Origin of the sequence: Streptomyces sp. NPDC052225, assembly GCF_040679615.1 — a bacterium.
Lineage (GTDB): Bacteria > Actinomycetota > Actinomycetes > Streptomycetales > Streptomycetaceae > Streptomyces.
This window is the reverse complement of the sequence record NZ_JBFAVD010000049.1, coordinates 1-24,311: the sequence shown is the minus strand read 5'-3', so window position 1 is coordinate 24,311 and position 24,311 is coordinate 1. Positions and strand designations below refer to the sequence as shown.

The following is a 24,311-nucleotide window of genomic DNA, read 5'->3' as shown; positions in this document are numbered from 1 at the left end:
TGACGATCGAGTCCTTGCCGCCGGAGAAGAGGATCACCGGCCGCTCGAACTCACCCGCCACCTCGCGGAAGATGTGCACCGCCTCGGACTCCAGAACATCCAAGTGGCCCATTGTGTAAGGCGAGTTGATCACAGCAGCCCCTTCCCCGCGAGCACCGCGTGCACCGACCCCGCCGACTCCTGGGGCGTCTGATGCTGTGTCTCCAGGAACAGATCCGGGTCGACCGGCGGCTCGTACGGGTCGTCGACGCCGGTCAGGCCCTTGAGCTGACCCGCGGCCTGACGGGCGTACAGACCCTTCACGTCGCGCTCGCTGCACACCTCGACCGGGGTCGCGACATGCACTTCGAGGTACGGGGTGTCGCTCGTCGCGTGCCGCTTGCGCACGGCCTCGCGGCTGTCGGCGTACGGGGCGATGACGGGGACGACGGCGAAGATGCCGTTACGGGCGAGGATCTCGGCGACGAGGCCGATGCGCTGCACGTTCGTGTGCCGGTCCTCGCGGCTGAAGCCGAGGCCCGCCGACAGGAAGCGGCGGATCTCGTCGCCGTCGAGGACCTCGACGCGGTGCCCCTCGGTGCGCAGCCGCCCGGCGAGGGCGCGCGCCACCGTGGTCTTGCCGGAACTGGGCAGCCCCGTCAGCCAGATCGTGGCTCCCTGGGGGCGGCCCTTCGTGGCCGTGGTCATACGTGCTGTCCTTTCGCGGCGCCGGTCGCGGGGCGTCTGCCGTCGGGGGTGGTCAGTTCGGTGAAGAGGGCCTCCCAGCGCGGGTGCACCGCGTCGGGTCCGTAGGCCGCGGCCGTCAGGAGCGCCGCCGTGCCCATCTCCGTACGCAGCTCGTGGTCGCCCATGAGGTGGCCGAGCGCGTCGGCGAGGGCGTCGGGGTCCTGCTCCGGCACGAGCAGTCCGTCCACGCCGTGCGTCAGCACGTCGGAGGGGCCTGTCGGGCAGTCGAAGGAGACGACGGGCAGGGCGTGCGCCATCGCCTCGATCATCACCATCGGCAGCCCCTCGAAGCGTGAACTCAGCACGTACACCGAGGCCTTGGCGAGTTCGTCGTCGAGCCGGTCGGTGTGGCCCATCAGGAAGACGTGGTTGTAGAGGTGGTGCTCCTCGATGAGGGTGCGCAGCTGCGTCTTCTTCTCGCCGCTGCCGTAGATCCTCAACTGCCAGTCGGGGTACGCCTCGACGAGCTTCGCCCACGCGGGGATCAGCAGGTCGAAGCCCTTCTGCGGGAGCAGCCGGCCGGCCGCGACCACGATCCTCGCCGCGTGGTCGGAGGGAATCTGGTCGAGGGAGTGCACGGCGTTCGGGATGCGCACGACGCGCGTACCGGGCAACAGACGTGCGTACTCGGCGCGGTCACGCTCCGTCAGAACCGCTACAGCGTCAAAGCGTTCGTACGTCTCGACGATGCGCCGCTGCACATCGGGCCGGTGCGTGCCGTGGTTCATGTGCTCCTGCGCGACGCGCACCACGCCGTTCGTGGCGTGCGCGGCGGACAGGAAGTTCAGGGCGGGGCGCGTGGTGACGAGGACGCCGTCGGTCAGCGAGCGCAGATAGTCGCCGAGGGCGAGTTCGACGCGGCGCGTGAAGTACCGGGAGCCGAACTCGCCCTCGGGTATCTCCTTGCCGGGCCCGTCCAGGCCCCGCGCCGTGCCGCGCAGGGCGCGCCACAGGGCGCCGCGCCCTCGCGAGGGCGCGGGCCGCTCCTCGCGGATGTCGAGAAGGGTGCGCACCGGCACCCGCTCGTCGAGCGGGAACTGGAGCTCGTCGCGGTTGCGCAGGGCGCACACGATCTCGACGTCCCAGCCCGCGGCGGCAAGGGAGTTGGCCTGGTTGAAGACGGTACGGATGGTGCCGCCGCGCCCGTAGGCGTGCATCAGGAGGTAGCGGATCGTCGGCGCGGTCACGGGCGGCACTCCAGGGACAGGTTGTCCTCGACCGTGAAGTACGGCTGGACGCCGAAGTCCGCGCCCGGCACCCGCTGCGCTGGGTAGACCATGATCGCCTTCTTGCCCTTGATGTCGTCGAGCCTGCGGCCGACGCGCAGCCTGTGGGTCCCGTCCGTCAGGTGCAGGTCCCACTGGTCGGCCCTGTCGAAGCCGTCGTACGCGGCCAGGTCGGCGATCCGCCACTCTCCGGTGAACCGGTCGCCCTCGAACTCGGCGTCGAAGCGCAGGACATGGTCGGGCCGCGAGCGACGGGTCAGCGTGAACCGCCAGCCGCGCCCCGTGTCCGCGTCCCCACCGTGCAGCCGGCCGACGAGCCGGATCCGCCCGTCGCGCGGCCACACCTCCTCGACCTCGGCCCGGGGCTTCACGTGAGGTACCCCCACGCCGCGCACATGGGCCGCAGGATCCCGGGGATCTCGTCGTCCTTCGGCAGCTCGCGGCCCTGCTGGACGCTGCCCGTGCGGATCTTGTCGCGCCAGTCGCCGAGACCCTTCCGGATCTGCGTGTCGTCCTTCTCGCCGTACTCCAGCATCGACGGCTCGAAGTCCACGCCGAGGAAGGTGCACAGCGCGCGCAGCTTCGCCTCGGGATCCTTGGTGAGGTCCTCGTAGCGCACGGTGTGCCCGCCGGTGAGGTTCTTGCGGGCGTTGTCGACGGCCTTCATGTAGCGCAGCGCGTCGGCGCACGCCTCCTCGTAGGTCCGCTTCTCCGGGTCGCCCTCGTGCCAGGACCGGGCGATGGAGGCGGGGTGGCGCAGCAGGAACACGAAGCGGGCGTCGGGCCAGCAGTCGCGTATGCGCTGGTGGACGAACGCGTTGCTCGGCGTCTTCTCGACGATGAAGTCCTTGCCGGACCTGACGAGTTCACGGTGCATGACGCGGTCCCACAGCAGATGCTCCAGGTCACCGCGGCCCAACTCCAGTGCGTCCATGGCCCGTTCGGACAGCTTGCTGCCGTAGCCGACCTCAAGACGGCGGATGTGCAGCTCGTGCGGGGAGTGCAGTCGCGAGTGCGCGTTCATCAGCATCCGCAGCAGGGTGGAGCCGGAGCGCACCGGAGACATGATGAACACCGGTCGGCGCAGCAGCCGGTCGGTCGCCAGGTCGTCGGTCCTTCGATACGTCGGGGCGGCCACGCGCTTCACGGGCTGCGCGGTCCTGGCGGGCGGGGGCGTCACCTTCGGTGCGCTCCCGGCCCGGCGGACCTCGAGACCCGTGGCCGCGGACAGGGCCCGGTTCAGATTGCGCTTCAGACTCATGCGTCACGACGCTAAGCGCGCATTCTGAGAAGAGGGCCGGAGAAAGCTGAGGGTTCCCTTAGCACCCCTACATGTGGCGTGGGTCACTCGGGCTGTGCGGTTCAGGCAGCGTTCACGAACGCGGCTCCCGCCCTCCGCAGCCGCTCGTCGAGCGCCCGGAACACCTGCGCCGAGCGGATCCCCGGCCAGTCGTCCGGCAGCAGGTGCGCGGGCAGCCCCGGATCCGCGTACGGGAGATGCCGCCACGAGTCGAGCGCCGGCAGATAGTCGCGGTAGGCCTCCCGCGGCGGGGTGTCGGGCCGGCCCTGCCAGGCGCGCAGCACGGGCTCGTGCTCGTCGAGGAACGCCTCGTGCAGCTTGGCCAGGGCCGACAGGTCCCACCAGCGGGCCACGGCGTCGGCCGTCGCCGCGAAGCCCAGATGCTCGCCGCGGAACAGGTCGACGTACGCGGAGCAGCCGATCCGCTCCAGGGTGTGCCGGGTCTCCTCGTACAGGCCCGCGGGCGCGAGCCACACGCCGGGCGCGGCCGTGCCGAAGCCGAGGCCGGTGAGTGTGGAGCGCAGCACGTGGCGCCGGGCGCGCTCGGACTCGGGGACGGAGAACACGGCGAGCACCCACCCGGTGCCGGCCGGGTCGGGAGCGCCGTAGATCCGGCGGTCGCCGTCGTCGAGGAGCTGGCGCGCGGCGTCGGACAGCGCGTACCCGGCGGCGCCCGCGGCCGTCCGCGCGGGCAGCAGCAGGCCGCGCCGCTTCAGGCGGGAGACGGCCGAGCGGACCGCGGGCGCGTCGACCCCGGCCGCGCCGAGCAGCCGGATCAGTTCGGCGACCGGGACGGGGCCCGGGAAATCGCGTCCGTAGGCGCCGTACAGCGTGACGATGAGGGAGCGCGGGGTGTGGGTGCTGCTGCTGTGAAAGGGCTGCTCGGACACGTGATCACTCTACGGTCCCGCCCGGCTCGCGCAGCCGGAACCGCTGGAGCTTCCCCGTCGCCGTGCGCGGCAGCGCGTCCAGGAACTCGATCACGCGCGGGCACTTGTACGGGACCAGTTCCGCCTTCACGAACTCCCGCAGGGAATCCGCGTCCCGCCGTGCGCCGGACCGCAGCACGACGTACGCGACCGCGATCTGCCCGCGCTGCTTGTCGGGCCGCCCCACGACCGCCGCCTCCGTCACGTCCGGGTGGCGCAGGAGAGCGTCCTCGACCTCCGGGCCCGCGATGTTGTACCCGGCGGAAATGATCATGTCGTCGGCGCGGGCCACGTACCGGAAGTAGCCGTCGGGCTCGCGGACATACGTGTCCCCGGTGATGTTCCAGCCGTGCCGTACGTACACGGTCTGCCGTTCGTCGGCGAGGTACCGGCAGCCGACCGGACCGCGCACGGCGAGCAACCCCGGTTCCCCGTCCGGGAGTTCACGTCCCTCCGCGTCGACGATGCGCGCCTGCCAGCCGGGGACGGGCAGCCCGGTCGTGCCCGGCCGGATCGCGTCGTCGGCCGCCGAGATGAAGATGTGCAGGAGTTCGGTCGCACCGATGCCGTTGATGATGCGCAGCCCTGTCGCCTCCTGCCAGGCGTGCCAGGTCGCCGCGGGCAGGTTCTCGCCCGCGGAGACACAGCGGCGCAGCGAGGACAGATCGCGCGGCCCGGCCTCGGCGAGCATCGCCCGGTACGCCGTCGGCGCGGTGAACAGGACCGACACCCGGTGCTCGGCGATCGCGGGCAACAGCTGCCGCGGGCCCGCCTGTTCGAGCAGCAGCGCCGACGCCCCGGCGCGCAGCGGGAACACGACGAGCCCGCCGAGCCCGAACGTGAAGCCGAGCGGCGGGCTGCCCGCGAACACGTCGTCGGGCGTGGGCTTCAGGACGTGCCGCGCGAACGTGTCGGCGATGGCGAGCACATCCCGGTGGAAGTGCATGCACCCCTTGGGCCGCCCCGTCGTGCCGGAGGTGAAGGCGATGAGCGCGACGTCGTCGGCGGCCGTCGCCACGGCCTCGTACGACGACGGCTTCGCGGCGGCCCGGTGCAGCAGGTCGTCGGGCCCGTCCCCGCCGAACGTCGTGATCCGCAGCCCCGGCACCTCCGCCTTCGCCAGATCGTCGACCGACCGTACGTCGCACAGCGCGTGCCGCACCTCGGCGATCTCGCACATCGTGGCCAGCTCGCCCGGACGCGCCTGCGCGAGCACCGTCACGGCGACACCGCCCGCCTTCATCACGGCGAGCCAGCAGGCGGCCAGATGGCGGGTGGTGGGGCCGCGAAGGAGCACGCGATTGCCGGGCACGACGCCCAGGTCGTCGGTCAGGACGTGCGCGATCCGGTCGACGACCGTCTTCAACTCCCCGTACGACCACGGCGGTTGCCCGGGGGAGTGGAACGCGGACCGGTCCGCGCCGAACCGCTCCACGGTCGCGTCGAGCAGCTCGGCGCCGCAGTTGAGCCGCTCGGGGTGGCGCAGCTCGGGCAGGTCGAAGGCGAGGCCCGGCCAGAGTTCGGGGGGCGGCAGGTGGTCGCGGGCGAAGGTGTCCCGGTGTCCCGAGGGTGACAGGCCGGGATGCGGACTCGTCGACGGTGGTGTGGACGGGGAGGACATGGCCGGGCGCCCCCTTGTCGTGGGCAGTGGGCCGCCGCGGTGTCGGGCGGCCGCGCATCGAGCGTATCGTGATGGTGACGACAGTCAATGGAGCGCGATACGGTTCCGTGGGGTCCGGCGGCGAAGCGGCGCCGTCCGCCCGGAGAGGAGCACCGGCGTATGGGCACATTCTCGCTCGAACCGGCACAGCTCGCCTGGTGTGCGGAGCTGCGCGACCATGCCGCGCGGCGCCTCGCACCCCTCGCGGAGAAGGGTGAACCGGGCCGCGTCAACCGTCCGCTCGTCGCCGAACTCGGCCAACTCGGCCTTCTGGAGCGCCTGTTCACGTCCGGCGCGCTCGACCTCTGCCTGATGCGCGAGTCCCTGGCCCGTGTCTGCACCGAGGCCGAGACCGCGCTCGCCCTGCAAGGGCTCGGGGCACACCCCGTCCACGCGTACGGCACGGCCGCGCAGCAGGAGCGCTGGCTGCCGGGCGTCCGTGCGGGCCGCACCGTCGCCGCGTTCGCGCTCAGCGAGCCCGGCGCGGGCTCCGACGCGGCGGCGCTCGCCCTTGATGCGCGACCGGCGGGCGAAGGCTGGGAGTTGACCGGCGAGAAGTGCTGGATCTCGAACGCCCCCGAGGCCGACTTCTACACCGTCTTCGCCCGCACCACGCCCGACGCCGGCGCCCGCGGCGTCACCGCGTTCCTCGTCCCCGCCGGCCGTCCGGGCCTGACCGGCACCCCGCTCGACCTGCTCGCGCCGCACGCCATCGGCACCCTCGACTTCGCCGCCGTCCCCGTCACCAGGGACGACGTCCTCGGCGAGGTCGACCGTGGCTTCCGCGTCGCCATGACGACCCTCACCCTGTTCCGCCCGAGCGTCGGCGCCTTCGCCGTCGGCATGGCGCAGGCCGCACTCGACGCGACCCTGGCGCACACCGCCCGACGGGACGCGTTCGGCGGCAAGTTGAAGGACCTCCAGGCCGTCGCGCACCAGGTCGCCGACATGGAGGTGCGCACGGAGAGCGCCCGGCTCGCGGTGTACGCCGCCGCGGCCGCCTACGACGCGGGCGCTCCCGACGTCGTACGCCGCGCCGCCCTCGCGAAACTCCTCGCCACCGAGGCGGCGCAGCAGGTCGTCGACGCGGCGGTCCAGCTGCACGGCGCCCGCGCCCTGGAGCGCGGACACCTCCTCGAACACCTCTACCGGGAGGTGCGCGCCCCGCGCATCTACGAGGGCGCCAGCGAGGTCCAACGCGCCATCATCGCCAAGGAGTTGTACCGGGAACAGGAAGAGGCATCGTGAACGACACCAGTGGCCACCTGCGCCGCGTCAACCCGCCCCACCTCTCCCCGCCGACCGGCTTCTCCCACGCCGTCGTCGCGACCGGCGCCCGCCTCGTCTTCCTCGCCGGCCAGACCGCCCTCGACCCGGACGGCAAGATCGTCGGCGCCACGGTCCCCGAACAGTTCACCCGCGCCCTGTCGAACCTGCTCGCCGCCCTGGACGCGGCGGGCGGCGCCCCCGCCGACCTCGCCCGCGTCACGGTCTACGTCACCGACGTCGCCGCGTACCGCGAGCACGCGCCCGAACTGGGCCGCATCTGGAAGCAGTTGGCGGGCCGCGACTACCCGGCGATGGCCGTCGTCGGCATCGTCCGCCTCTGGGACGAACAGGCCCTGATCGAACTGGACGGATTCGCCGTCCTCCCGTGACCGCCACGTCCGACGCGCACGCCATAGCATCGAGGTCATGACGCAGCAGACCGAACTCTCCGTAGGTCCGATCGCGTACGACGACACGGGCGGCGACGGCACCCCCGTCGTCCTCCTCCACGGGCTCGCCCAGGACGGCACGGTGTGGCGGCACGTCGTGGACGAACTGGGCGCGTCCGTACGCTGCATCGTCCCCACTCTCCCGTACGGCAGCCACCGCACCCCGGTCCGGCCCGGGGCCCCGATCTCGCCGCACTCCGTGGCATTGCTCATCGGCGAGTTCGCCGACGCGCTGAAACTCGGCGACGACACCGTGTTCGTCGAGAACGACGCGGGCCGCCTCCAGCAGCTCGCCGCCGAACGGCCCGAGCGGGTCGGCCGGATGGTCATCGCGGGCTGCGAGGCGTTCGACAACTATCCGCCCGGCCCGGCCGGGAAGCTCCTCGACGTCGCCTCCCGCGTCCCCGGCGGCATCGCGCTGCTCGCCGGTGTCCTCTCGGTCCGCCCGCTGCGCCGTATGCCCGGCACCGGGTACGCGGTCATGTCCCACCGCCCCGTCCCGCACGAGCTGATCGACCGCTGGGTCGAGCCGCTGCGCAAGGACCCGGCGGCCCGGGCCGTCCTGCTGCGCTACCTCCGCTCGGGCGTGAAGACGGAGATGATGGAGGCGGCCGACGCCCTGCGCCGCTACGACCGGCCCGCGCTGGTCGTCTGGGGCAAGCAGGACAAGATGATGCCCCTCGCGCACGGCCGCCGCCTGGCCGAACTGCTGCCGCAGGGCCGCCTGGTGGAACTGGACGAGTGCGGCACGCTCATCCCGCTGGACCAGCCGAAGCAACTCGCCGACGCCATCAGGGAGTTCGCGACCTCCTAGCTGGTGGGGGAGGCGTACGCGCGCCGCTTCACCCAGCGGCTCGCGTCGAACACCGCCCGGTCACGGGCCGAGACCCCGTCCGTGATCCACCAGTGGGTGGGGTCCTCCCCGTAGAGGCCGAACATGGCGTCCACGCCCCAGACCAGGATCAGTTCGTCGCGCCCGTCCCCGTCGAAGTCCGCGGCACCGTAGGGCCGGGCGGGCCGCCGCTCGGGGCGGACCTTCTTGCCCTCCGCGCGCGCGGGCCCCTGTCTGGCCACGGCCACTTCCCGCGCTCCGCCCGCGTCGCCGATCCGGTCCAGGAGCACCATGGCGTCGTGGGTCGGGACGAGGATTCCGTCGCGGCCGTCCCCGTCCGGGTCGGCGGCGACGTACACGAGCGAGCTGCTGAACCCCTGGCGGTGCCGCGAGGCGTCCGGCAGCCTCTGGGTGACCGGGGCTCCGCCGTCGCCCGGGTACACCGTCAACGACCCGTCGACGTCGGGGGCTTCGGTCTCGTAGCCGGGTTCGTCGTTGCGGCTCCCGCTGTCGCCGACGGCCACGTCGCGCCGCCCGTCGCCGTCGAAGTCGCCGAACGCGTGGGCGCTGCCCTTGCGCAGTGCGCGGCCCCTGCCGGTGGCGGGCGCCGCGTAGAGCGTGTTCCCGGCCTGCTCGCCGTCGTCCCCGTCGCGCATCAGGAGCGGTGTGATGTGCGGGTGCTTCCCGGTCGGGTCGACCTCGTCGGCGTGGAGCGAGCCGCCGGACATGGGCAGGGAGCCGGTGCGGGCGGGGGCACCGGTCCGCCGGTCGAACGGCCCGTACAGCAGCCAGGCCGTGGTCCCCGCGGGGCCCTGCCCGGCCAGGTCGATGCGTCCGTCCCCGTCGAAGTCCCCGCGTACGACGGACTGGAGCCCCAACGTGGCGGCCCCTGAAGGGAGTCGTACGGGCGTCGGCCTGCTTCCGCTGCCGCCGGGGCCGCGCGCGGACCCCCACACCACGTGCAGCGTGTAGGGCTGGGCCGAGAGGTGGCCGTCGGAGACGTGCCCCTGCCCGAGGACCGGCACCGCGAGATCGGGGAATCCGTCGCCGTCGAGATCGCCGCTCACGACGGACCGTGCGTCGATGTCCTCGGGCCGCTGGACCCCCGTGGGGGAGTGCGCGGCGGGCAGCCCCAGGTCGCTGCGTCCGTACACGCTCCGGGTCACCGGATCGAGCCCGTGCGCGGACCCGTACACCACGAGCAGGCGCCCGTCGTCGGGCTCCCACTGCGGCTCCCCGCCCGGGGTGTTCAGCGGCAGCAGCAGATCGCGGAAGCCGTCCCCGTTCAGGTCGTCGGGGTCCTTCGAGCCGGCGCCCGGGGCGGGGGAGCGGCTCGCGGTCGGCGCACCGAAACCGGGCGAACTCCCGCGGGACGACGGCGTCTTGCCGTCGTCGGCCGACCCGCACCCGGCGAGCGGCAGCAGCAGGGCGCAGCACACGGCGGGCAGGGCGGCGAGGCGGGCGGGACGGAGGACGGACCGGAGGGCGGGGCGACTCATGCGCCCCACCCTCACACCGATGACCGCCTGATGTCAGGCCTCAGATGTCGCGGAAGATCTCGATCTGCGCGCCCACCGAGTTGAGCCGCTCGGCCAGATCCTCGTAACCGCGGTTGATGACGTACACGTTGCGCAGCACGGACGTGCCCTCCGCCGCCATCATGGCGAGCAGGACGACCACGGCAGGGCGCAGGGCCGGCGGGCACATCATCTCGGCGGCGCGCCAGCGGGTCGGGCCCTCGACCAGCACCCGGTGCGGGTCCAGGAGTTGGAGGCGCCCGCCGAGCCGGTTGAGGTCCGTGAGGTAGATCGCGCGGTTGTCGTAGACCCAGTCGTGGATCAGGGTCTTGCCCTGGGCGGACGCCGCGATGGCCGCGAAGAACGGCACGTTGTCGATGTTCAGGCCCGGGAACGGCATCGGGTGGATCTTGTCGATCGGCGCCTCCAGTTTGGAGGGGCGGACCGTGAGGTCGATCAGGCGCGTACGGCCGTTGTCGGCGAAGTACTCCGCCGTGCGGTCGTGGTCGAGGCCCATCTCCTCCAGGACCGCGAGCTCGATCTCCAGGAACTCGATCGGCACGCGCTTGACGGTGAGTTCGGACTCCGTGACGACGGCGGCGGCCAGCAGGCTCATCGCCTCGACCGGGTCCTCCGACGGCGAGTAGTCGACGTCGACGTCGATGTGCGGCACGCCGTGCACGGTCAGCGTCGTCGTGCCGACACCGTCGACCCGAACGCCCAGGGCCTCCAGGAAGAAGCACAGGTCCTGGACCATGTAGTTCGACGACGCGTTGCGGATGACGGTCGTGCCGGCCGCGCGGGCCGCCGCGAGCAGCGCGTTCTCCGTCACGGTGTCGCCGCGCTCGGTCAGCACGATCGGCCGGTCGGGCGTCACGTCCCGCTCGACCTCGGCGTGGTACAGGCCCTCGGTCGCGGCGATGTCGAGGCCGAACCGGCGCAGCGCGATCATGTGCGGCTCGATCGTGCGGGTGCCGAGGTCGCAGCCGCCCGCGTAGGGCAGCTTGAAGCGGTCCATGCGGTGCAGGAGCGGGCCGAGGAACATGATGATCGAGCGGGTGCGGCGGGCCGCCTCCGCGTCGATGGCACCCATGTCGATCTCGGCGGGCGGCACGATCTCCAGATCGACGCCGTCGTTGATCCAACGGGTGCGCACACCGATGGAGTTGAGGACTTCGAGGAGGCGGTAGACCTCCTCGATGCGGGCGACGCGGCGCAGCACCGTGCGCCCCTTGTTGAGCAGCGAGGCGCACAGCAGCGCCACACAGGCGTTCTTGCTCGTCTTGACGTCGATCGACCCGGACAGCCGGCGTCCGCCGACCACCCGCAGATGCATGGGACCCGCGTATCCGAGGGACACGATCTCACTGTCCAGGGCTTCGCCGATGCGGGCGATCATCTCAAGGCTGATGTTCTGGTTTCCGCGCTCGATCCGGTTCACGGCGCTCTGGCTGGTGCCGAGCGCCTCGGCAAGCTGCGTCTGTGTCCAGCCCCGGTGCTGACGGGCGTCACGGATGAGCTTGCCGATGCGTACGAGGTAGTCGTCTGCCATAACCGCAGGCTATCTCAGATATGAGATGACGCATTCCGAGGGGGTCGTGCGAGTGACGGCGCCTGACGGGGTTTCAGTGACGCCGGGCGTTACGGGTCCGCCGCCAGCCGAAGGGGCCCGGCAGATCCATGGACGTCGTGCGGCGTCCGGTGCTGCTGTGCGTGCGGCGCGGACCGTGCTTGCCGCCGCCCGTCGTGACGGACCACGACTTGCGGTTGATGTTGAGGCGCACCCCCGGCAGGATCCGGAAGCTCTTGCGAAACGTGAGCGGCATGGTGAATCCCTCCCTACGGTCCTGTACGCGTACCCGGGAGGGCGGGGATCAGTCGACGACCGGGAACACCGCCCCCGGCGTCGCGTACGCCACCGGTCCCGCGAACCGCGACGCCGCGCGCGTCACCGCGTCCCCGGGCGCGATCTCCCGCCCCACGTGCGTCACGATCAGCCGCCCGGCACCGGCGGCCGCCGCCGTCTCGCCGGCGTCCTCCGGTGAGTGGTGCACCCCGTCCGCGCTGTCCCCGTCGGCCTCGCACAGCAGCGTCCCGCAGCCGGCGGCCAGTTCGGTCAGGGCGGTGCAGGGCGCGCTGTCCCCCGAGTACGCGAGGGAGTGCCCCCGGTGCTCGACGCGCAGCGCGAACGCGGGCATCCCGTGCGCCACTTCCCGCGTCGCCAGATCGAGCGAGCCGACCCGCGCGCAGTGCCCGTCCGACAGTTCCCGTATCTCGAAGGCCTGCTCCACCGGGCTGCGCCGGTCCCCGTTCGTGAGGAAGCCCGCGAGCCGGTCGGCGATCCCCGGCGGCCCGTAGAGGGGGAGCGGCGCCTCACGTCGTACGTCCGCGTACAGCAGTCCGTAATAGGCGGTGAGCAGGTCCGCGGTGTGGTCGGCGTGCAGATGCGAGATCCAGACGGCGTCGATCTCGTCGAGCCGCGCGTGCCGCTGGAGCGCGCCGAGCGTGCCGCTTCCCGCGTCCACCCACAGGCGTGTGTCGCCCGCGCTGACGAGGTACCCGGAGCACGGGTTTCCCGCGGCGGGGTAGGGCGTGGCGCTGCCGAGGACGGTGAGACGTAGATCACTGGCCATTGCCGGACGCTATCGGACAGGCTGTCGCGTCGCCGTCCCGGGGTTGCCGTACGACCATGAGGAGAGCAAGCGCACGCGAGGAGGGGCTCGACGGCAGCGTCGGGTCATGTACTAGAGTTATCTCGACATCGAGATATCTGCCGAGGCGCACTGCGGCCGCCCGCCGGGCCGGATCCGGCGGTAAGGGTTACCTAACTTAGCCTTACCTCAGCGGATGGGCAATGTGGCGTGGCGGCAGGATGCGGTGGAACGCGCACATAAATGTATGAAGGAGACTGTCGTGTCGGCGAACAGCTTCGACGCCCGCAGCACGCTGCGCGTGGGCGACGAGTCCTACGAGATCTTCAAGCTGGACAAGGTCGAGGGCTCCGCGCGCCTTCCCTACAGCCTGAAGGTTCTCCTTGAGAACCTGCTCCGCACCGAGGACGGCGCGAACATCACCGCCGACCACATCCGTGCGCTCGGCAACTGGGACTCGCAGGCGCAGCCCGCGCAGGAGATCCAGTTCACGCCCGCCCGCGTGATCATGCAGGACTTCACCGGCGTGCCCTGCGTCGTCGACCTCGCCACGATGCGTGAGGCCGTGAAGGCCCTCGGCGGCGACCCGGCGAAGATCAACCCGCTGTCCCCGGCCGAGATGGTCATCGACCACTCCGTCATCGCCGACAAGTTCGGCACCTCGGACGCGTTCAAGCAGAACGTGGACCTGGAGTACGGCCGCAACAAGGAGCGCTACCAGTTCCTGCGCTGGGGCCAGACCGCGTTCGACGACTTCAAGGTCGTCCCGCCGGGCACCGGCATCGTGCACCAGGTCAACATCGAGAAGCTGGCCCGTACGGTCATGGTCCGGGGCGGCCAGGCGTACCCCGACACCCTCGTCGGCACCGACTCGCACACCACGATGGTCAACGGCCTGGGCGTCCTGGGCTGGGGCGTCGGCGGTATCGAGGCCGAGGCCGCGATGCTCGGCCAGCCGGTCTCGATGCTGATCCCGCGCGTCGTCGGCTTCAAGCTGACCGGCGAGCTGCCGGCCGGCACGACCGCCACCGACCTCGTGCTCACGATCACCGAGATGCTGCGCAAGCACGGCGTCGTCGGCAAGTTCGTCGAGTTCTACGGTGAGGGCGTCGCCGCCACCTCCCTCGCGAACCGCGCCACCATCGGCAACATGTCGCCGGAGTTCGGCTCCACCGCCGCGATCTTCCCGATCGACGACGAGACCCTGAACTACCTGCGTCTGACGGGCCGTGACGCCCAGCAGGTCGCGCTCGTCGAGGCGTACGCCAAGGAGCAGGGCCTCTGGCTCGACCCGGCCGCCGAGCCCGACTTCTCCGAGAAGCTGGAGCTCGACCTCTCCACGGTCGTCCCGTCGATCGCCGGTCCGAAGCGCCCGCAGGACCGCATCGTCCTCGCGAACGCCGCCGAGCAGTTCAAGGTCGACGTGCGCAACTACGTCTCCGACGACTCCGAGGCGGGCAAGGAGTCCTTCCCGGCCTCCGACGCCCCGGCCGTCTCCAACGGCACGCCGTCGAACCCGGTCACCGTGACCGCCCCCGACGGTTCCACGTACGAGCTGGACCACGGCGCGGTGACGGTCGCGGCCATCACGTCCTGCACCAACACCTCGAACCCCTACGTGATGGTGGCCGCGGCCCTCGTCGCGAAGAAGGCCGTCGAGAAGGGCCTGACCCGCAAGCCGTGGGTCAAGACCACCCTCGCGCCGGGCTCGAAGGTCGTCACCGACTACTTCGACAAGTCGGGTCTGACCCCGTACCTGGACAAGGTCGGCTTCAACCTGGTCGGCTACGGCTGCACCACCTGCATCGGCAACTCGGGCCCGCTGCCCGAGGAGGTCTCGAAGGCCGTCAACGACCACGACCTCGCGGTCACGTCGGTCCTCTCCGGCAACCGGAACTTCGAGGGCCGCATCAACCCCGACGTCAAGATGAACTACCTCGCCTCCCCGCCGCTGGTCGTCGCGTACGCCATCGCCGGTTCGATGAAGGTGGACATCACCAAGGACGCCCTCGGCGTCGACCAGGACGGCAAGCCCGTCTACCTGGCCGACATCTGGCCGACGGAGGCCGAGGTCAACGACGTCGTCGCCAACTCCATCGGCGAGGACATGTTCTCGAAGTCGTACGAGGACGTCTTCGCGGGCGACGCCCAGTGGCAGGCGCTGTCGGTCCCCACCGGCAACACCTTCGAGTGGGACAGCGAGTCGACGTACGTCCGCAAGCCCCCGTACTTCGACGGCATGGAGATGGACCCGAAGCCGGTCCAGGACATCTCCGGCGCGCGCGTCCTCGCCAAGCTGGGCGACTCGGTCACCACCGACCACATCTCCCCGGCCGGTGCGATCAAGGCCGACACCCCGGCCGGCAAGTACCTGAGCGAGCACGGCGTCGAGCGTCGCGACTTCAACTCGTACGGTTCCCGTCGCGGTAACCACGAGGTCATGATCCGCGGCACGTTCGCCAACATCCGCCTGCGCAACCAGATCGCGCCGGGCACCGAGGGCGGCTACACCCGCGACTTCACGCAGGACGACGCCCCGGTCTCGTTCATCTACGACGCCTCGCAGAACTACCAGGCGCAGGGCACCCCGCTCGTCATCCTGGGCGGCAAGGAGTACGGCTCCGGTTCGTCCCGCGACTGGGCGGCCAAGGGCACCGCGCTCCTCGGCGTCAAGGCCGTCATCACCGAGTCGTACGAGCGCATCCACCGCTCGAACCTCATCGGCATGGGCGTCCTGCCGCTGCAGTTCCCGGCGGGCCAGTCGGCCGACTCGCTCGGTCTGACCGGCGAGGAGACCTTCTCGATCTCCGGCGTCACCGAGCTGAACGAGGGCCGCACCCCGGCCACCGTCAAGGTCACCACCGACACCGGTGTCGAGTTCGACGCGGTCGTCCGCATCGACACCCCCGGTGAGGCGGACTACTACCGCAACGGCGGCATCATGCAGTACGTGCTGCGCAACCTGATCCGTAACTAGGCTTCAGGGCACAGCAGTCGAGGGCCGTGTCCCGGGTTCGCCCGGGGCGCGGCCCTCGCGCGTTCAGCCGGAGCCGTCGGGCAGGGTGATCCAGTACTTCAGCGGGCCGGTGTCCGTGGCGCAGTCCGTCGCGGGGCCGATCCCCTTACCCCAGCACGCCCAGCCGCCGTCGGGGGCGGCGTCGGCCCGGTACTCGATCAACTGCCGGGGCCTGGTCGGCAGTCCGGGCGTGCGGAACGCGTCGTCGCGGACGGTCTTCGCGAACTGCCGCCCGTCATGGACGTAGGAGACGCGGAAGGCCCAGCGGCACTTCCCGGTGCCGGTCAGGACGTCCATGAGCGCGGACCAGGACGTCTGTCCGTTGCCCAACTCGATGTACCGGTCGGCGAAGTACGGGCCGGGGTCCTCCTCCTCCGACTGCTGGAGCAGGGGCGCCTCCGGGCCCGTCAGGTCGACCGCCACGTCCTCGATCGGCTCCTCGCCCTCCGGCGGCAGGGAGATGACGGTCGGCGCGGTCGAGGGCGAGCACGCCACGTCGACGGCGTCCACGGCGCGCACCGACACCGCCTGCGCGCGGGCGCTCTGGAGCGTCATCCCGTACGCGAAGTCGACATGGGCCGTCTGCGTCATCCGGTTCCAGCCGTCGTAGACCAGAACGGGCTTGTGGGAGAAGCCGTCCAGCATCCGCAGGAACTGCTCCATCGACCAGTCCGCGCCCAGCGGGCGGGCGACGACCTGCTGTTGCTCCTCGGCGGTGAGCGGTGCGGTGAACAGGACCCACCGCACGTCGAGGCGGTTGTCGCGGACGGCGGAGTCGACGTCGCTCGCCCGGCTCACCGCCGTCGTGAACGGCTCCTTGCCGTCCTCGACCGCCTGCCCCGCGGCGTCCGCCGCGCGCGTGGTGGCCTTCATGGTCAGCAGGTTGAAGTTGAACTGGACGTACGACGTCGCCACCGTGGCGACGAGCATGAGGACCACGAGCAGCGCGACGATCTTCCCGCGCCCCCGGCGGTCGGCCAGCGCGTAGCCCGGCACCCGGCTGTCGAGCACGCGGACGAGCGGGGGCGGCCCGGGCGGATGCGACGGGCGCGGCGGGACGGGTGGTCGAGGCGGCCGAGGCGGCTGGGGCGGTCCCGAAGGCCGTGGCGGCTGGGACGGCGGAGGCGGAACAGGCGGCGGTACGGGCGTCATCGGCCACTCCTGACCAGGTGTGACCCCGCGAACGGGTACGGCATCCTAGCCGCGTTCAGCGCTGGGCCACCAGGTCCGAAGGTCCCGGGAAACGGGCCTCCAGTTCCGCGCGGCCCAGCACCGCCGTGCGGCTGTTGCCGTGGCCGACCCTGCGGATCAGGCCCGCCTCGCGCATGGCCACCGGGAGGGGAAGGACACGCAGGTGCGCTCGGGGTGGGGTGGTGAACGCCTTCGACGTCGCCTTCGCCTGCTGCGCCCTCGTGTGCGGCTCGGTCGCCGATATCGTGGGACGGGTACGGGTCTTCGCCCCGGGCGCCCTCGTGCGGGGCGGCGACGGCGACGCCGACCGGGGGCGGCACCTCGTACAACTCCGCGTCCCACGACGTGCCTCGTGATCGGCGCCCGCGACGGGGCACTGCCCCCGCGCTGATCCCCGTCCGGTCACCCCGCGGCGACGGCGCCGGACGAACGGGTCAGCGCCCGGCGGCCGAGCCACGCGGCGGCGAGGCCGAGGACGACGGCGAGGGCGGCGCCCACCACACCGTTGCCGGTGCCGGGGCCGCCGTCCGCGACGGCCAGGCTCACGGCGCCGCCGGCGGTGGCGACGAGCCCCGCGACCAGTGCCGCGAGGGCGCCCCGGCGGGCGGTGCGCCGGAGAGCCACCACCCCGACGACCACGCCGGCCAGGCCGAGCACCGCGGCCGCGGTGGCCCAGAAGCGGGCGGCGGTCAGGGTGTACGCGCCGACGTCGGACGCGACGGACATGGCAACGGACATGGGAGTCCCCTCTCCTTCGGTTCGGTTCTGTTCACCTCAGCATCGCGATCCGGCCCGCCCGGGTCGTCCGGCAGCCGTGGTCTCTTCGTCGTGCCGCGGGAGCAGCAGGTACCGCCCGACTACCGCGGCCGTGGTAGCCGGGCCCTCCTGCGCGGGCCCGACTCCCGTGCCGTGCACGCCCATTAGGGTGCACGCATGGGCAGCCGACGGTTCGAGATCCCGCCTGACGTCCGGGACGCGGCGATCGCCGTCGGCGTGACGGCGGCGCTCCTGATCACCGGGGCGAGCGGGCAGCGGTCCGCCGCGAGTCACGAGGCCGTCGGGTACGCGCTCCTCGCCGCCGGCGGTCTCGCGCTCGCCGCACGCCGCAGGGCCCCCGTCCCGGTCCTCGCCGTGACCGGGCTGTGCGCGGTCGGCTATCAGGCGGCCGGATTCGACGTCCCCGTCGTCGCGTTCCTGTTCGCCGTGTACGCCGCCGTACGCGAAGGCCACCGCACCCTCGCGGTCGTGGCGAGCGTCGCCCTGATCGCCGTACTGCCGCTCGGCGCCCTCATCTCCCTGCACGACGTGGGCGAGGCGTACGCGCGGGCCCGCGGCGCCCTGGAGATCGCCTGGCTGCTCGCGGCCGGCGCGGCGGGGGAGGCGCTCCGGCAGGCCGAGCGGCGCGCCGACGAGGCCGAGCGCACCCGGGAGGAGACCGCGCGCCGCCGCGCCGACGAGGAACGGCTGCACATCGCACGGGAGTTGCACGACTCGCTCACCCACCAGATCTCGGTGATCAAGGTGCAGTCCGAGGTCGCCGTCCACGTGGCCCGCAGGCGCGGCGAACACGTCCCGGAGGCGCTCCTGGCGATCCAGGAGGCCGGTCGCGAGGCGTCCAGGGAGCTGCGCGCGACCCTGGAGGCGCTCCGCGACGACGACACGAGCCCGCCGCCCGGCCTGGACCACGTACCGGAGCTGGTGAAACGGGCGGGCACGAACGGTCTGGAGACCACGCTGACCGTCGAGGGGCAGCCGTACGACGTGCCCGCCGCCCTGGAGCGGACCGCCTACCGCATCGTGCAGGAGTCCCTCAGGAACGTCGCCCGGCACGCCGCCGCCACCTCGGCGACGGTCCTCGTCGACTACCGCGGGGACGCCGTCGTCGTCCGCGTCGACGACAACGGCCGCGCCACGGCGGCCGATCCGCCGCCGCCCGGCATCGGACTGCTCGGCATGCGCGAACGCGTCACCGCGCTCGGCGGCCGGCTGCGCGCCGAACCCCGTACGGCGGGCGGCTTCACCGTCGAGGCGGAACTGCCCGCGGAGCGTGCGTCGTGATCAGAGTCCTGCTCGTCGACGACCAGCCGCTGATCCGCAGCGGGTTCCGCGCGCTCCTCGACCTGGAGGACGACATCGAGGTGGTGGCCGAGGCCGGTGACGGCGCGAAAGGGCTTGCGCTGATCCGGCGCCACCTGCCCGACATCGCGCTTGTCGACATCCGGATGCCGCTCGTCGACGGCATCGAGGTCACCCGCCGCATCGCCGCGGACCCCGCCCTGAGCGCCGTGCACGTCGTCATCCTCACCAACTACGGCATGGACGAGTACGTCTTCGAGGCGCTGCGCGCGGGGGCCGCCGGGTTCCTCGTGAAAGACATCCTCCCCGAGGACCTCCTGCACTCCGTCCGGGTCGCCGCACGCGGCGACGCCCTGCTCGCCCCGTCGATCACCCGCAAACTGATCAGCCGCTACGTGTCCCAGCCGCTGAACCCCGGTGCGGGCGCGGGCCTTCCGGACCTCACCAACCGCGAGCGCGAGGCCGTCGCCCTGGTCGCCCACGGCCTGTCCAACGACGACATCGCCGCCCGCATGGTGATCAGCCCCCTCACGGCGAAGACCCACGTCAACCGCGCCATGACCAAACTCCGCGCCCGCGACCGCGCCCACCTCGTGGTCCTCGCCTACGAGTCGGGGCTCGTGACGCCGCGCACGTCCTAGGCGTCCGGCCCCTGCGCGCGCACCCGCCGCACCTGCTCCAGGGACGCGCCCAGTTCCGTCAGCCAGTCGTCGGCGTTGCGCTGCACCAGGCGTACGCACCAGGCGAGCGCGTCGCTGCGGCTGCGGGCCACGCCGCCCGCGACCAGGGTGTCGAGGACCTGCCGCTCGGCCTGGCGCAGCCGGGTCATGACCGGCGCCGACACGTGCGTGAACAGGGCTTCCTCGGCCCCGCAGCGCACGCCCCACGACACCTTCCTGCGGAACCGGTGCTCGGCCTCGCGCGCGACCTCGACGCGGTCCTCGCGCGTGCGCTCCCTGAACTCCTGGATGCGGCCCTCGACGGCGGCCGCCCGTTCCGCGTCCGAGACGTCCTTGCCGAGCTGCGGCTCGGCGATGCGTCCGACGACGGTGATCTCCTCGCGGTCCACGGTCACGTCGACGGCGCCCTCGAAGAGACCTTCGGGCAGCCGGCCGGCGAACCAGCCGCGCAACTTCTCGTGCTGTTCGGCTGTAAGCATGTAATCAATGTTGCACCGCGAAGGGCGGACGACAAGGGTCGCGACGCCGGGCTGCGAGGACGGCGCGACGGTGAGGCTGAGAAGGCGCGCGTTCAAGGGCGAGGGTCTTTACGCCTCGGACGACGGCGGGCCCACGTGGCGGCGGCAGGGGACGCGTGGCTGACGTGTCGGTGGGCGTTGCCACGCCGGCCCGATGATCGCCGACACCTCCGAATCCGCGCGACCCGGCCGTCGCGATCCGCGCCCACGCGCCGAACGGCGTGGACCGGATCATCGAGGTCGCCCTGTCCGACAACGCCGACCTGGACGCCGCCGTCGCCGCGAACGGCGCCGTCATCGCCGCGTACGCCACCCGCGAGGACCGCATCGAGATCCCGCTCTGGACCCTGTTGTTCACCAACGTCACCCTGCGCCTGCTCGGCAGCGACGACTTCCCCGACCGGACCAGACGCCAGGCCGCCCGGGGTCTCACCGGCGCGGCCGCCGTCGGCGCCCTCACCGTCGAAGTCGGCGACCGCTTCCCGCTCGCCGACATCCCGCCGTTCCGGGTGCGATGAGTTCCGCCGACAGGAAGAGTCATCAGGAAGAGCCATACACAGTCAGGGTGGACAGAGCTCGCACCCGTAACGCGTATCCCAGGAGGAAAACGTGCCCCAGCTGCTGAGGGTCCAGAACTTCAACGTCTCCGGTGACGGCTTCGGCGCCGGTGAGGGGCAGAGCCTGGAGCGGCCGTTCGGGCATGCCGACCCGGGGGAGATGTTCTCCTGGTGCGGTGCCACGGCGAGCTGGCCGATGCGCACCGACCCGGGCGGCAGCCGCGGCCTCGACGACTACCTGACCCGGGACTACGCCCGCAACATCGGCGCCGAGATCATGGGCCGCGGCAAGTTCGGCCCGCAGAAGGGACCCTGGGAGGACCTCGACTGGCAGGGCTGGTGGGGCGACGAACCCCCGTTCCGTACACCGGTGTTCGTGATGACGCACCACCCGCGCCCCTCGATCACCCTGTCCGACACCACCTTCCACTTCGTCGACGCCGACCCGGCCACGGTCCTCGCGCAGGCGCGCGAAGCGGCCGGGGGCAAGGACGTCCGGCTCGGCGGCGGCGCGCACGTCATCCGTCAGTTCCTCGACGCCGACCTCGTCGACACGCTGCACGTCGCGGTCTCCCCGGGCGTCAAGCTCGGCACGGGCTCGCGGCTGTGGGAGTCGCCGGACGAGCTGCGCGACCGCTTCCACCTCGACGTCGTACCGAGCCCGGGCGGCAGCGTCGTCCACCACCTCTTCTGGCGGAAATCCGGGTGACCCGGCGCACCGGGCGGAGCTACCTTCGCCCGGTGACCGATGACCTCACGCCCGTCCCCGTGTCCGATGCCCCTGAAGACGGCTACTTCCCGGAGAGCGTCGCCGCCGGCTACGACGAGGGCGAGGACCCGGCCCGTGCCGACCTCGCCGTGGAGTTCCTCGCCGCGCTGGCCGACGGCGGCCCCGCCCTCGAACTCGCCGTCGGCACCGGGCGGATCGCCCTCCCGCTGGCCGCGCGCGGCGTCGCCGTCACCGGGACCGACCTGTCGCGCGCCATGGTGGCGCGGCTGCGGGCCAAGCCCGGCGGCACCCAACTCCCCGTCACCATCGGGGACATGACCACGACCAAGGTCGACGGGGCGGGCACGTTCACCCTCGCCTACCTCGTCTACAACACCATCAACAACCTCACCACGCAGGACGCCCAGGTCGAGGCGTTCCGCAACGCCGCGGACCATCTCGCGCCCGGCGGCCGCTTCGTCGTCGAGGTCGGCGTGCCCGCCCTGCGCCATCTGCCGCCCGGCCAGGAGGCGGTGATCTTCGGCCTCTCCGGCGACCGCGTCGCCTTCGACCGCTACGACGACCTCGTCCACCAGCGCTTCAGCTCCAACTACGTGTCCGTGGACGCCGAGGGCCACGGCCGCTTCCACACCATCCCGTTCCGCTACGTCTGGCCCGCCGAGCTCGACCTGATGGCGAGGATCGCCGGGATGCGCCTGGAACAGCGGTACGCGGACTGGGAGCGCGCCCCGTTCACCTCGGAGAGCGGCAGCCATGTGTCGGTGTACGTGAAGGAGGACAAGCCCTAGAAGTCCCGACGACGACTCGCTGCTGCACGGCGTCCCGCCCGGCTGCGGATTCCTGCTGCGCGTGCTGCCGTACGACGACGGCGGCCGTGGGCTGATGCTCGTACAGGCGGTGGCGGACAAGTGGGGCGTGGGGGAGCGGGATCCGGGCAAGGTCGTGTGGTGCGAGTCCGGGCCGGAACCGGCCCCGGTTAGGATGCCGCGTCCCCGGTGATCGTCGGGGACGCAGCCGGTGCCGGGGGGCTCGGCACCTGGACCGGGGGGTTACGGGATGAGACGGCGCTGGGTCAGAGTGCTGGCGATCGTGGTCGTCGTGCTGGTCGCGCTGGGGGTGACGGCCGACCGGGTCGCGGTGCACTACGCGGAGGGCGAGGCGGTCCGGCTCGCGCAGCAGAAGTACGGGTACGGGGCGGGCTCGACGAACGGCTACACCGACGTGTCGATCCACGGCTTCCCGTTCCTGACGCAGGCTGCGGGCGGCGCACTCGACCACGCCACCATCAGCGCGGGCGACTTCTCGCTGAACACGACGGTGAACGCGCAGGGCGACCATCTCGACGTGCGGAAGTTCGACCTCGACCTGTACGACGTCACCGTCACCTCCCTGACGGCCCGCACCGCACAGGCCAACCTGGTCACCGGCGACCTGACCCTCTCCTACGACGCCCTCTCCGGCGTACTGACGCGGCTGCTCGGCGAGGGCGGGAAGCTCGCCTGATCGTGCTCGGCGCGGTGGTGCTCGTCGCCGCGGTCGTCGCGCTCGCGTGGTGGCTGCTCCAGGGGCGGGGCGAGTGCGACGACGGCCTCGCCCGCGAGGGCGACCAGTGCATCGGGGTCAACGTGGGCTCGTACGAGTTCCCGGGCCTGGAGGACATCGCCCAGCGCATCCACAAGGCGAACCCCACCAGCGGCGACTACGTGACCGTCGTCTACATGGAGCCGATGTCCGGCGGCAGCCAGGACCGCGGCGAGGGCGCCACCCGCGAGGCGGTGACCGGGGCGTACCTGGCACAGAAGTTCGTCAACCGGGACCCGAAGTCGCAGCCGAAGATACGGATCCTGCTCGCCAACACCGGGCGCGGCGACGCGTACGCGGAGCAGGTCGCCCGCCAACTCGTCGAGCACCGCGAGGAGTACCGCCTGGTCGCGGTCGCCGGGATAGGGCAGAGCAACAAGCACACCGAGAAGGCCGTGCGCGTGCTCAGCGCCGCCGACATCCCCACGGTCGGCGCGACCGTCGCCGCCGACTCGTTCACCAAAGGGCCGCGCAACTTCTTCCGGGTCGCCTTCTCCGCCCGCGCCCAGGCCCGCGCCGCCGTCGGCCATCTCGTGCGCGAGCAGCGGGCCGACCCCGGCTACCGGGTGCGGATCGTGCGCGACATGCGGGAGGGCGACGCCTACAACAGCGCGCTCTACAGCGGGTTCAAGGAAGCCGCCGGGCGGGCGGGCCTGAAGGTGGCGCCGGGCTATGTGCCGTTCTGGTCGGAGGGCGGGAGCACCGAGGACAGCGAGGGCAACGCCCTGAGCACCGTGGCGCAGAAGCTCTGCCGCGACCAGGAGCGCCCCGACGCGGTGTTCTTCGCGGGGCGCGGCCGGGAGATCCGCGGCCTGATCCTCCAGGCGGGCACCGAGATGCGGCCGTGCCCGATCACCATCGTCTCCGGCTCCAGCACGGTCGGCGTGTACTTCGACACCAAGGACGACCGGGCGTTGCAGCGCAGCTGGCAGGCGACCGGAATGCAGGTGAAGTACACGGCGTACACCCATCCCGAGGTCCCCGGGAAGCTGTACGGAAAGCACAGCCTGTACCCCGAGTTCGCCGACGAGTACCGCCACATCGACACCGGTGGCCGGCTCGCCGACGGCCAGGCGATGCTCGGCCGCGACGCGGTCTACGTGGCGGCCATGGCCGCGCGCGGCGCCTGGACGGCCTACGGCAGCGACGGCGTCACCGCCGCGCACGTGCGCAGCCAGCTCGGCCAGATCAACCGGGGCGACGCGCTCAAGGGCGTCGGCGGCCCCATCGCCTTCGACGAGGCGACGGGGGAGCCCGTGGAGCGCCCGATGGCCCTGGTGCAGCTGGGGAAGCCGGACGACGCGCAGCGGTACCGGTTCCGCGGACTCCTCAAGGAATGAGGGAGGGGGGTGGGGGCGGCGGCCGCGGGGGGCGGGGGCGCGGGGGTGGACACGTCTGGCCTG

At 72.0% G+C, this 24,311-nt stretch carries 24 protein-coding genes and 3 pseudogenes; 13 read left to right on the top strand and 14 right to left on the bottom strand.

Annotated features, from left to right (window positions below; translation table 11 throughout):
* The 7 genes and pseudogenes from AB0L37_RS37405 to AB0L37_RS37375 form a co-directional block, all read right to left on the bottom strand.
* Window positions 1–112 (bottom strand): annotated as a pseudogene (locus AB0L37_RS37405) (sulfate adenylyltransferase small subunit); the annotation flags it as partial.
* A gap of 17 nt (window positions 113–129) precedes the next feature.
* Entirely contained in the window at window positions 130–687 is a 558-nt protein-coding gene (cysC, locus tag AB0L37_RS37400; protein ID WP_365516300.1) for an adenylyl-sulfate kinase, read from the bottom strand.
* A complete protein-coding gene (locus tag AB0L37_RS37395) occupies window positions 684–1,913 on the bottom strand; it encodes a glycosyltransferase family 4 protein (protein ID WP_365516297.1) in 1,230 nt (409 codons plus the stop codon). Before AB0L37_RS37395 ends, cysC begins: the two co-directional genes overlap by 4 nt.
* Window positions 1,910–2,323, bottom strand: a complete 414-nt coding sequence (locus AB0L37_RS37390) for a hypothetical protein (protein WP_365516294.1) — start codon at window positions 2,321–2,323, stop codon at window positions 1,910–1,912. The genes AB0L37_RS37395 and AB0L37_RS37390 overlap by 4 nt, the downstream gene beginning before the upstream one ends.
* Window positions 2,320–3,213, bottom strand: coding sequence for a sulfotransferase (locus tag AB0L37_RS37385; RefSeq protein ID WP_365516291.1), 894 nt, complete (start codon window positions 3,211–3,213; stop codon window positions 2,320–2,322). Before AB0L37_RS37385 ends, AB0L37_RS37390 begins: the two co-directional genes overlap by 4 nt.
* Before the next feature lie 101 nt (window positions 3,214–3,314).
* Entirely contained in the window at window positions 3,315–4,142 is an 828-nt protein-coding gene (locus tag AB0L37_RS37380) for a PaaX family transcriptional regulator C-terminal domain-containing protein (protein WP_365516289.1), read from the bottom strand.
* A gap of 4 nt (window positions 4,143–4,146) precedes the next feature.
* Window positions 4,147–5,802 carry an AMP-binding protein gene (locus AB0L37_RS37375; protein WP_365516286.1) on the bottom strand — a complete coding sequence of 552 codons (1,656 nt, stop codon included), beginning with the start codon at window positions 5,800–5,802 and terminating at the stop codon, window positions 4,147–4,149.
* A gap of 159 nt (window positions 5,803–5,961) precedes the next feature.
* On the opposite strand from AB0L37_RS37375, the gene AB0L37_RS37370 reads away from it, so the two are divergent.
* Genes AB0L37_RS37370 through AB0L37_RS37360 form a run of 3 tightly spaced genes read left to right on the top strand, consistent with a single transcriptional unit; the run spans window position 5,962 to window position 8,373 of the window.
* Complete coding sequence (locus AB0L37_RS37370; RefSeq protein ID WP_365516283.1) at window positions 5,962–7,089, top strand: acyl-CoA dehydrogenase family protein; 1,128 nt, start codon at window positions 5,962–5,964, stop codon at window positions 7,087–7,089.
* The gene (locus AB0L37_RS37365) at window positions 7,086–7,499 is read left to right on the top strand and encodes a RidA family protein (RefSeq protein ID WP_365516281.1); all 414 of its coding nucleotides are present in this window, start codon (window positions 7,086–7,088) and stop codon (window positions 7,497–7,499) included. The genes AB0L37_RS37370 and AB0L37_RS37365 overlap by 4 nt, the downstream gene beginning before the upstream one ends.
* 37 nt (window positions 7,500–7,536) lie before the next feature.
* Window positions 7,537–8,373 (top strand): alpha/beta hydrolase, encoded by an 837-nt coding sequence (locus tag AB0L37_RS37360; RefSeq protein ID WP_365516278.1) that lies wholly within the window; start codon window positions 7,537–7,539, stop codon window positions 8,371–8,373.
* Here AB0L37_RS37360 and AB0L37_RS37355 read toward each other — a convergent pair.
* The 4 genes from AB0L37_RS37355 to AB0L37_RS37340 all read right to left on the bottom strand — a co-directional run bounded on the left by AB0L37_RS37355 (window position 8,370) and on the right by AB0L37_RS37340 (window position 12,541).
* Window positions 8,370–9,890, bottom strand: a complete 1,521-nt coding sequence (locus AB0L37_RS37355; RefSeq protein WP_365516276.1) for a hypothetical protein — start codon at window positions 9,888–9,890, stop codon at window positions 8,370–8,372. The genes AB0L37_RS37360 and AB0L37_RS37355 overlap by 4 nt on opposite strands.
* A gap of 40 nt (window positions 9,891–9,930) precedes the next feature.
* Window positions 9,931–11,460 carry a UDP-N-acetylglucosamine 1-carboxyvinyltransferase gene (locus AB0L37_RS37350; RefSeq protein WP_365516273.1) on the bottom strand — a complete coding sequence of 510 codons (1,530 nt, stop codon included), beginning with the start codon at window positions 11,458–11,460 and terminating at the stop codon, window positions 9,931–9,933.
* Window positions 11,461–11,533: 73 nt separating this feature from the next.
* Window positions 11,534–11,734 carry a DUF4236 domain-containing protein gene (locus tag AB0L37_RS37345; protein WP_365516270.1) on the bottom strand — a complete coding sequence of 67 codons (201 nt, stop codon included), beginning with the start codon at window positions 11,732–11,734 and terminating at the stop codon, window positions 11,534–11,536.
* 48 nt (window positions 11,735–11,782) lie between these two features.
* Complete coding sequence (locus AB0L37_RS37340; RefSeq protein ID WP_365516267.1) at window positions 11,783–12,541, bottom strand: MBL fold metallo-hydrolase; 759 nt, start codon at window positions 12,539–12,541, stop codon at window positions 11,783–11,785.
* Between the two features lie 280 nt (window positions 12,542–12,821).
* On the opposite strand from AB0L37_RS37340, the gene acnA reads away from it, so the two are divergent.
* On the top strand, window positions 12,822–15,536 hold the full coding sequence (gene acnA, locus AB0L37_RS37335) for an aconitate hydratase AcnA (protein WP_365516264.1): 2,715 nt from the start codon (window positions 12,822–12,824) through the stop codon (window positions 15,534–15,536).
* Window positions 15,537–15,599: 63 nt separating this feature from the next.
* On the opposite strand, the gene AB0L37_RS37330 is transcribed toward acnA, so the two are convergent.
* The gene (locus AB0L37_RS37330) at window positions 15,600–16,586 is read right to left on the bottom strand and encodes a hypothetical protein (RefSeq protein ID WP_365516261.1); all 987 of its coding nucleotides are present in this window, start codon (window positions 16,584–16,586) and stop codon (window positions 15,600–15,602) included.
* A 362-nt stretch (window positions 16,587–16,948) separates the two neighbouring features.
* Here AB0L37_RS37330 and AB0L37_RS37325 point away from each other — a divergent pair, with 362 nt between their 5' ends.
* Window positions 16,949–17,122, top strand: coding sequence for a hypothetical protein (locus AB0L37_RS37325; protein ID WP_365516303.1), 174 nt, complete (start codon window positions 16,949–16,951; stop codon window positions 17,120–17,122).
* Between the two features lie 46 nt (window positions 17,123–17,168).
* On the opposite strand, the gene AB0L37_RS37320 is transcribed toward AB0L37_RS37325, so the two are convergent.
* On the bottom strand, window positions 17,169–17,504 hold the full coding sequence (locus tag AB0L37_RS37320) for a DUF6223 family protein (RefSeq protein WP_365516258.1): 336 nt from the start codon (window positions 17,502–17,504) through the stop codon (window positions 17,169–17,171).
* Window positions 17,505–17,699: 195 nt separating this feature from the next.
* Between AB0L37_RS37320 and AB0L37_RS37315 the strand changes: the two genes are divergently transcribed.
* Together AB0L37_RS37315 and AB0L37_RS37310 are read left to right on the top strand one after the other, a co-directional pair.
* Window positions 17,700–18,824, top strand: a complete 1,125-nt coding sequence (locus tag AB0L37_RS37315) for a sensor histidine kinase (RefSeq protein ID WP_365516255.1) — start codon at window positions 17,700–17,702, stop codon at window positions 18,822–18,824.
* A complete protein-coding gene (locus AB0L37_RS37310; protein WP_365516252.1) occupies window positions 18,821–19,483 on the top strand; it encodes a response regulator transcription factor in 663 nt (220 codons plus the stop codon). The genes AB0L37_RS37315 and AB0L37_RS37310 overlap by 4 nt, the downstream gene beginning before the upstream one ends.
* On the opposite strand, the gene AB0L37_RS37305 is transcribed toward AB0L37_RS37310, so the two are convergent.
* Entirely contained in the window at window positions 19,480–20,001 is a 522-nt protein-coding gene (locus tag AB0L37_RS37305) for a hypothetical protein (protein WP_365516249.1), read from the bottom strand. The two genes, AB0L37_RS37310 and AB0L37_RS37305, sit on opposite strands and share 4 nt — an antisense overlap.
* A 221-nt stretch (window positions 20,002–20,222) precedes the next feature.
* On the opposite strand from AB0L37_RS37305, the pseudogene AB0L37_RS37300 reads away from it, so the two are divergent.
* The 6 genes and pseudogenes from AB0L37_RS37300 to AB0L37_RS37275 all read left to right on the top strand — a co-directional run.
* Window positions 20,223–20,528, top strand: a pseudogene (locus AB0L37_RS37300) (NADPH:quinone reductase); the annotation flags it as partial.
* 121 nt (window positions 20,529–20,649) lie between these two features.
* Window positions 20,650–21,306, top strand: coding sequence for a dihydrofolate reductase family protein (locus AB0L37_RS37295; protein WP_365516246.1), 657 nt, complete (start codon window positions 20,650–20,652; stop codon window positions 21,304–21,306).
* 32 nt (window positions 21,307–21,338) lie between these two features.
* Window positions 21,339–22,115 carry a class I SAM-dependent methyltransferase gene (locus AB0L37_RS37290; protein WP_365516243.1) on the top strand — a complete coding sequence of 259 codons (777 nt, stop codon included), beginning with the start codon at window positions 21,339–21,341 and terminating at the stop codon, window positions 22,113–22,115.
* A gap of 16 nt (window positions 22,116–22,131) precedes the next feature.
* Window positions 22,132–22,326, top strand: a pseudogene (locus AB0L37_RS37285) (ATP-binding protein); the annotation flags it as partial.
* A 57-nt stretch (window positions 22,327–22,383) separates the two neighbouring features.
* Window positions 22,384–22,830, top strand: coding sequence for a DUF2993 domain-containing protein (locus tag AB0L37_RS37280; protein ID WP_365516240.1), 447 nt, complete (start codon window positions 22,384–22,386; stop codon window positions 22,828–22,830).
* A gap of 2 nt (window positions 22,831–22,832) precedes the next feature.
* Window positions 22,833–24,248 (top strand): hypothetical protein, encoded by a 1,416-nt coding sequence (locus tag AB0L37_RS37275; RefSeq protein WP_365516237.1) that lies wholly within the window; start codon window positions 22,833–22,835, stop codon window positions 24,246–24,248.
* Window positions 24,249–24,311: the final 63 nt, after the last annotated feature.